Source organism: Burkholderia sp. DN3021, from assembly GCF_049805555.1.
Lineage (GTDB): Bacteria > Pseudomonadota > Gammaproteobacteria > Burkholderiales > Burkholderiaceae > Burkholderia > Burkholderia pyrrocinia_C.
The window spans coordinates 1-7,054 of the sequence record NZ_JBNCAB010000155.1 but is presented as its reverse complement, the minus strand read 5'-3'; the positions used below and the strand labels follow the sequence as shown (position 1 = coordinate 7,054).

Annotated in this window: 7 protein-coding genes; 4 read left to right on the top strand and 3 right to left on the bottom strand. The window is 64.4% G+C overall.

Features of this window, described 5'->3' with window-relative positions; all coding sequences use genetic code 11:
• The first annotated feature begins 751 nt into the window (after positions 1-751).
• The 4 genes from ACPUER_RS35560 to ACPUER_RS35545 all read left to right on the top strand — a co-directional run bounded on the left by ACPUER_RS35560 (position 752) and on the right by ACPUER_RS35545 (position 4,541).
• Complete coding sequence (locus tag ACPUER_RS35560) at positions 752-1,234, top strand: hypothetical protein (RefSeq protein WP_310143222.1); 483 nt, start codon at positions 752-754, stop codon at positions 1,232-1,234.
• A gap of 216 nt (positions 1,235-1,450) precedes the next feature.
• On the top strand, positions 1,451-2,752 hold the full coding sequence (locus tag ACPUER_RS35555) for a M16 family metallopeptidase (protein WP_425133422.1): 1,302 nt from the start codon (positions 1,451-1,453) through the stop codon (positions 2,750-2,752).
• The gene (locus ACPUER_RS35550) at positions 2,749-4,095 is read left to right on the top strand and encodes a M16 family metallopeptidase (RefSeq protein WP_425133421.1); all 1,347 of its coding nucleotides are present in this window, start codon (positions 2,749-2,751) and stop codon (positions 4,093-4,095) included. Before ACPUER_RS35555 ends, ACPUER_RS35550 begins: the two co-directional genes overlap by 4 nt.
• A 191-nt stretch (positions 4,096-4,286) precedes the next feature.
• Entirely contained in the window at positions 4,287-4,541 is a 255-nt protein-coding gene (locus tag ACPUER_RS35545; RefSeq protein ID WP_175749495.1) for a hypothetical protein, read from the top strand.
• Positions 4,542-4,820: 279 nt separating this feature from the next.
• On the opposite strand, the gene phaR is transcribed toward ACPUER_RS35545, so the two are convergent.
• From phaR to ACPUER_RS35530, 3 genes are all read right to left on the bottom strand, one after another.
• Positions 4,821-5,387 (bottom strand): polyhydroxyalkanoate synthesis repressor PhaR, encoded by a 567-nt coding sequence (phaR, locus tag ACPUER_RS35540; protein WP_034181302.1) that lies wholly within the window; start codon positions 5,385-5,387, stop codon positions 4,821-4,823.
• Positions 5,388-5,505: 118 nt separating this feature from the next.
• Complete coding sequence (locus tag ACPUER_RS35535) at positions 5,506-6,246, bottom strand: 3-ketoacyl-ACP reductase (protein WP_072441360.1); 741 nt, start codon at positions 6,244-6,246, stop codon at positions 5,506-5,508.
• Between the two features lie 120 nt (positions 6,247-6,366).
• Positions 6,367-7,054 (bottom strand): acetyl-CoA C-acyltransferase (locus ACPUER_RS35530; RefSeq protein WP_425133420.1); only part of this gene is annotated, 688 nt, incomplete at its 5' end.

Sequence of the window (7,054 nt, the reverse complement as noted above, 5' to 3'; positions counted from 1 at the left end):
GCCGTCTACTGCTCACGTCGTGCCCATCCGATAGCATCGCGGCTCCCCGTCGTCGTCGACCTACGCTACGGTGCTGATCGAGTGCTTACGATGTACTGGCGCCGGGGCAAACAGCTCAAGCGCAGAAAGCACTGCGGCTCCACCTGGAAAACTCCTGCCAGAAAGTGATCGATCGCGTGAGCCAAGTCCAGCAGCGTGTCCCGCCCCGCAATTGGTTTATATCGGCTGACGGTTCCCCCTCACCTGCTTCGGAACAGTAGCCCCTCGGAAATTTGCGATTGTGCGGCAACCGCTGGCCGATCAAGTCGCCGACGAGCAGAAGCATCGCGCCCGCGTCGCCCGCCCGAAAGGAACGGCAATGCGCGCGCCGGTAACGATCGCCGCGCAACCGCCTCTCCGTTCGCGCCCGTCACGCAATGGTCCTGCCGACCGATACTTTCGTTATGCCACGAAGATTCGAACTCGTCTCATTCCACGATGATCGCGAGCAACGTAGCATCGCTCATGACTCGTCCTGAAGCCGGCGCATTGCTCCACGCGCTGGGGTGAGACGTCGCGATTCACTGTTGCGGCCTCAGGGAACCTCGACGTTCATCGTATAAGCGGGATCCACGCAAGCAGTGCCGTGAAGTGTTTGACGTCGACAGTTCGCCCGGTGCAACGTGGCCTTCGATGTCACGACGTCGGCTCGTACGGAAACATCGATGGCCCTCGATTCACGAAAGCCCTTTACCCTGGAACTGGATACCGCATGAAGGTCGCCACCTTGCGCGTATTCGCGCGCCGACTTGCGCTGTTGGCCGCAGTACCGACCTCGATGAACGCCGAGGCTACCAGCACTTCCATGACCGTGGAATCCGCACGACCACGTGCCACTCAGGTCAACGCGGACCGTTGGCCCCCAAACCTCTTTGAGTCCGACAAGCGGATTCACCTTTCCGGCGCAGTGATCGCGTCAGGACGAAACACTAGCGGCGAGGCTCCCCCTTCCGATAATGCTCCAGCCTCGAGCGATCTGCTGATCCCATTGGCTGCCGGAAAATCCAAGGACGATGGTCAGCCGAAGAAGCTGAGGCCCGACAATCGCTTTCAGGTAATCTGCACGCTCAATGGAGGTCGCGCCCTCTGTCGCTATGCGTCGACGGCCAGTCAAAACACTGTCGAAAACGGGCACATCGCAGTAGTGGCGCCACTCCAACGCACCATCGACCGATGTCATACCCGACAACGATAGAAGTATCGCGTTCGCCACACAGGAGGCACGTCAGGTTTACTGATCGACGCTCCACCGTGCGCACGGTCGCACGGGTGCGCCCCCGTCGTCGCTGACCACTGAGGCCATCGCCTAATCTTCCACGATCATCCTGTCCAAAGAAAAGGACGTTCCATGTCATTACGACGTTCGATATGCCCCGGGCTCTCGCTGTGTCTGCTGATCGCAGGCACAGCGATGGCCCAACCCGTCGATGTGCCGGGTTTTGCCTATGTGCGCTCCCTGGGCGGTATCGACGAATACCGTCTGGACGCCAACGGCCTCACCGTGCTCGCCCTGCCCGACCCTGCCGCGCCGGTGGTCAGTTTCCAGGTGTTGTACCGGGTAGGCTCTCGCAACGAGGCCACCGGCACCACCGGCGGCACCCACCTGCTGGAACACCTGATGTTCAAGGGCAGCCGGCACTACACGAAGGAACAGGGCAACTCGGTGAACGACTATCTGGAGCGGGCGGGCGCCAGCTTCAACGCCACCACATCGATGGACCGCACCAATTACTTCGGCACGCTGGAGCGCCACGCGCTGGAAGGCTATATCGCCATCGAAGCCGACCGCATGCGCAACCTCCTGCTGCGCCCCGAGGACCTGGCCAGCGAGATGACGGTGGTGCGCAACGAGTACGAGCGGGGCGAGAACCGTCCTTTCCGCGCGTTGTTCCAGCAGGTGCTGGCCACCGCTTACCAGACGCATCCCTACCACCATCCCACCATCGGCTGGCGCAGCGACATCGAGCATGCCAGTGTGGACAAGCTGCGCAGCTTCTACGACACCTTCTACTGGCCGGACAATGCGGTGGTCATTCTGGTCGGCGACTTCCAGCCGGCGCAGGCGCTGGGCTGGATCGGGCAGTACTACGGCGGCATTCCGCGCGCACCCCATGCGATCCCGGCGATGACCACCGAGGAACCCCCGCAACAGGGGCCACGGCGGCTGGTGCTCAAACGGGCCGGCGAGACCGGCAGCGTCATCATGGCCTTCAAGGCGCCCAACGCCCTGCATCCCGATGCGGCAGCGCTGACCGTGCTGGGCCTGGTATTGAGCCAGGGCAAGGCCAGCCCGCTGTATCGCACGCTGGTGGACACCGAGGTGGCCACGAACGCCAGCGCCAGCTTCCATGCGTTGCGCGATCCCGGGCCGTTCCTGATCACGGTCAACCTGTCGTCCAACGCCAAGCACGACCAGGCCGAGAAAATCGCCTGGGCCGAACTGGAACGCATCAAGAACCACGGCGTGACTCGCGAGGATATCCAACGGGTGTTGGGCCCTCACCGGGCCGAGCAGATCTACCAGCGCGACGGCGTCAGCAAGACCTCCGCCCTGCTTGGTGAAGCGGTCGCGCAAGGCGATTGGACCCGGTTCGTCACCGAACTGGAACAACTGGAAAAGGTCACGCCCGCCGACGTGCAGCGGGTGGCCCGCAAGTACCTCAATGAAGACCAGAGCACCACCGGCTGGTTCGTCCCGGAGAAGTCGACATGATGCGTGTTCGTTTCAACTGGCTGCACCCATGGGTGCTAGCGTTGGCCATGCTGTGGTTGCCTGTCGCGGCTCAGGCGGGCATCGCCGATCGCGTGGTGCGCGCCCAGGCCGGCAGCATCGATCTGTTGGTCTATCCGATGGCGCCGCAGGAGATGGTGTCCGTTGCCGCAGTGATGCCGCTGGGCGATGCCGACGCGGCCAGCAAGGCGACCAATCCCGCCGTGCCATTGCTGACCGGCATGTTGCTGGAGGCGGGCACCACCCGCCGCGACAAAGTGGCTATCTCCACGCTGCTGGAGAGCCTGGGCGCCCAGTTGTCGTTCCAGACCGCGGCGGGCTACGTCGGCATATACGGCAAGAGCCTGACCCGGGATTTGCCTACCCTGATCGACCTGATGGCCGAGCAGTTGCGCGCGCCGGCCTTCAAGGCCGACGAACTGGCCCGGGCCAAGACCCGGCTGGAGGCCAGCGTCCGCCAAAGCGGGGAAGTACCGGGCATGCGGGCACGCGATGCGTTGTCGATGGCCATCTACCCCGAGGCACACGTCAACGCCCCGGTGCCGCGCGAGCGGATGCTCCAGGCCATTGCCGCCGCCACACTGGAGGACATCAAGGCGTTTCATCGCGCGTACTACGGACCGGCGCATATGACCGTGGTCGTGGTGGGCGGCGCGGACCCTCGCGGCCTGCAGGCCAAGTTGATCGAGGCCTTCGCGGGCTGGAGCGGCGGCAAGGCACTCGTACGGCAGGGGCCGGCACGCAAGGCAAGTCGGCCTGACACGCAGCGCATCGCGATGAAGGACAAGGCGTCCATCAGCGTGGCGATGGGGCAAGCCATCGACCTGCGCGCCAGCGACGTCGACTACCTGCCCCTGAGTGCGGGCATTGCCATCCTGGGCAGCGGCTTCACCGGCCGCCTGATGGCGACCGTCCGCGATCAGGAAGGCCTGACCTACGGCATCGGCGCCGGCTTGTCCGGCCTCTCGCTGATGGAGGGCGGCTTTGTCGTCAACACCAACTTCGCCCCGGCCCTGCTGGACAAGGGCATCGCCAGCACCCGCCGGGTGCTGGACGCCTGGTGGAAACAGGGCATCACCCAGGCGGAACTGGATGCGCGCAAGGACGGCATGATCGGTCGCCAGCAGGTCGCGATGGAAACCACCGGGCAGATGGCCGCCATGCTCGCCCAGACGGTGCTTCAGGACCAACCGCTAAGCGACCTGGACACCTACCCCGAGCGCGTCCGCGCGCTGACCGTGGAACAGGTCAACGCCGCCATCCGCAAGTACCTGGCCCCCGGCAAGATGACGTTGGTGCAAGCAGGGACGTTTGCGGAGAGGTAGCGGTAGCGGTCGCTCCGCTTCGTCCCGCCCTCCCGACCCGGCTTCGGCCGGGTCGTTGCTATCGCATATGCGTGGACCAGCGGGCAAGCACGATCGGCAATCGCGGTCGCGCAACAATCGCCGCGGAAGCGCACCGCCGCTATGCGAAAATCGAAGCCTTCGCTCTCTTCCATCCACCCAACGGGGCTCGCATGACCACCCACATCACGATCGAATTCACCCAGCACGCGGCAGAAGCCATCGGCGAGCAAACCAGCACGAGCTTTTCCTACGACCAGGGTGCCCACGTGCCGCAACCCGGCGACTTCGTCGAGATCGAGAATTCGCGGCAGACGTTTCTCGTGATCGGCCGCGTGTTTTCGCTGAAGGCCAACTACAGCGCGGTCAAGCTCGTTCTCGACCTTCCTCCGCCGGACGATCACCAGGATTTCAGTTCGGAGCTGTGAGCGAAGGCGGGCGAACACACCGAGCCGGGTGTCTGTCCGGCCGTCCTGACGGAACCTTCGGCCTGCACTCAGCCAGCATTTCCGGAACCGGCCTCACCCAACGCCAGACCCGGCATCCCGGGCACGGGCATGCGGCGCCGACGATCATGAACGACCATCGGCGGCGCCTTCCGGCAGGCGGCAGCCAGTCCGTCGAGCCCGAGCGCACGACTGCCACCTCGCCTCACGGCACCGACGCCCGACGGCTCGCGCCGCCGCGGCCGGCCTGCCGCAAAATCGCTACTTCTTCTCCGGCTCGGTGGAACCCGGCTGCTTGAAAGGAAACGTGCTGAACATCGACTTCGCCTGGTTCTGCATCTGTTCCTGCATCTGCACGAACATGTTCTTCGACTGCTCGATGTAGCTCGTCATCATCCCTTGCATCATCGGCGCCTGCATGTTCATGAACTGCGACCAGACTTCCGGATTCATCGCATTGGTGTCGTACATGTTCTTCGACTGATCCGCGAGCTTGTTCTGGATGTCGATGAACGCCTGGATGTTCTTTTCCAGGTACGTGCCCATCATGCCCTGCATCGCGTGACCGTAGAAACGGATGATCTGCGACAGCATCGACGACGAGAACATCGGCACGCCGCCGCTTTCCTCTTCGAGGATGATCTGCAGGAGGATGCTGCGCGTCAGGTCTTCGTTGGATTTCGCATCGACGACCTTGAAGTCCTCCTGCTCCAGTACGAGCTGCTTCACGTCGGTGAGCGTAATGTACGTGCTTGTCTCGGTATCGTAGAGCCGGCGGTTCGGGTACTTCTTGATGAGCCGTTCGGCCGTCTTCTTTGTAGTAGTCATGTAACGCCTTTCAGTGCAGCGTAGCGCAAGTGACGAATCCCCGCCGCCCGAACCCGGGAGGCGGGGGCCTTGGAACACACCCGGCTGCTCGGCCACCCGGCCCGCGCAGCCCGGGCGTTCAGCCCATGTGCAGGCCGCCGTTCAGCGAGAAGTCGGCGCCCGTCGCGAAGCCGGAATCGTTCGACGCAAGCCACGCGACGATCGAGCCGATTTCCTCCGGCGCGCCGAGACGCCGCACCGGGATCGTCGCGACGATCTTTTCCAGCACGTCGGGGCGGATCGCCTTCACCATGTCGGTGCCGATGTAGCCCGGCGACACGGTGTTGACCGTCACGCCCTTCGTCGCGACTTCCTGCGCGAGCGACATCGTGAAGCCGTGGATGCCGGCCTTCGCGGTCGAGTAGTTGGTCTGGCCGAATTGCCCCTTCTGGCCGTTCACCGACGAAATGTTGATGATCCGGCCCCAGCCGCGCTCCACCATCCCGTCGATCACCTGCTTCGTCACGTTGAACAGGCTCGTCAGGTTGGTGTCGATCACGGCGGTCCAGTCTTCGTGCGTCATCTTGCGGAACACGACGTCGCGCGTGATGCCCGCGTTGTTGACCAGCACGTCGATCTCGCCGACTTCGGCCTTGACCTTGTCGAACGCTTCCTTGGTCGAGTCCCAGTCGCCGACGTTGCCTTCCGACGCGATGAAATCGTACCCGAGCGCCTTCTGGTCCTCGAGCCATTTCACACGGCGCGGCGAGTTCGGGCCGCAGCCCGCGACGACCTTGAAGCCGTCCTTCAACAGACGCTGGCAAATGCTGGTGCCGATGCCGCCCATCCCGCCCGTTACGTACGCAATTCGCTGAGACATAAATCTCACTCCATTTTTTGGTTTCGAGAGCTGCCGAGGCCCCCTCTGACTTCACGTGGCGCCGGCCGAAGCCGCAATCGGCCGGCGCCCGGATTCGGTTCGCCGGTAACGGACGACCGGTTACGGACGCTCGACCGCGAGCGCGACGCCCATCCCGCCGCCGATGCACAGCGACGCCAGCCCGCGCTTCGCATCGCGCTTGGCCATCTCGTGCAGCAGCGTCACCAGGATCCGGCAGCCCGACGCGCCGATCGGGTGGCCGATCGCGATCGCCCCGCCGTTCACGTTCACCTTCGACGTGTCCCAGCCCATCTGCTTGTGCACCGCCAGCGCCTGCGCCGCGAACGCCTCGTTGATCTCCATCAGGTCCAGGTCGCCCGGCGTCCAGCCCGCGCGCTCCAGGCACCGGCGCGACGCCGGCACCGGGCCCATCCCCATCACGCTCGGATCCACGCCCGCGTTCGCATACGCCTTGATCCGCGCCAGCGGCGTCAGGCCCAGCGCCGCCGCCTTCTGCGCCGACATCACCAGCACCGCCGCCGCGCCGTCGTTCAGACCCGACGCGTTCGCCGCCGTCACCGTGCCGTCCTTCGAGAACGCCGGCTTCAGCCCCGCCAGCGATTCCGCCGTCACGCCGTGACGCACGAATTCATCGGTCGCGAACTGCAGCGGCTCGCCCTTGCGTTGCGGAATCGACACCGGCACGATCTCGTCGTTGAAGCGCCCGGCCTTCTGCGCGGCTTCAGCCTTGTTCTGCGACAGCGCCGCGAACGCGTCCTGCTCGTCGCGCGTAATGCCGTATTCCTTC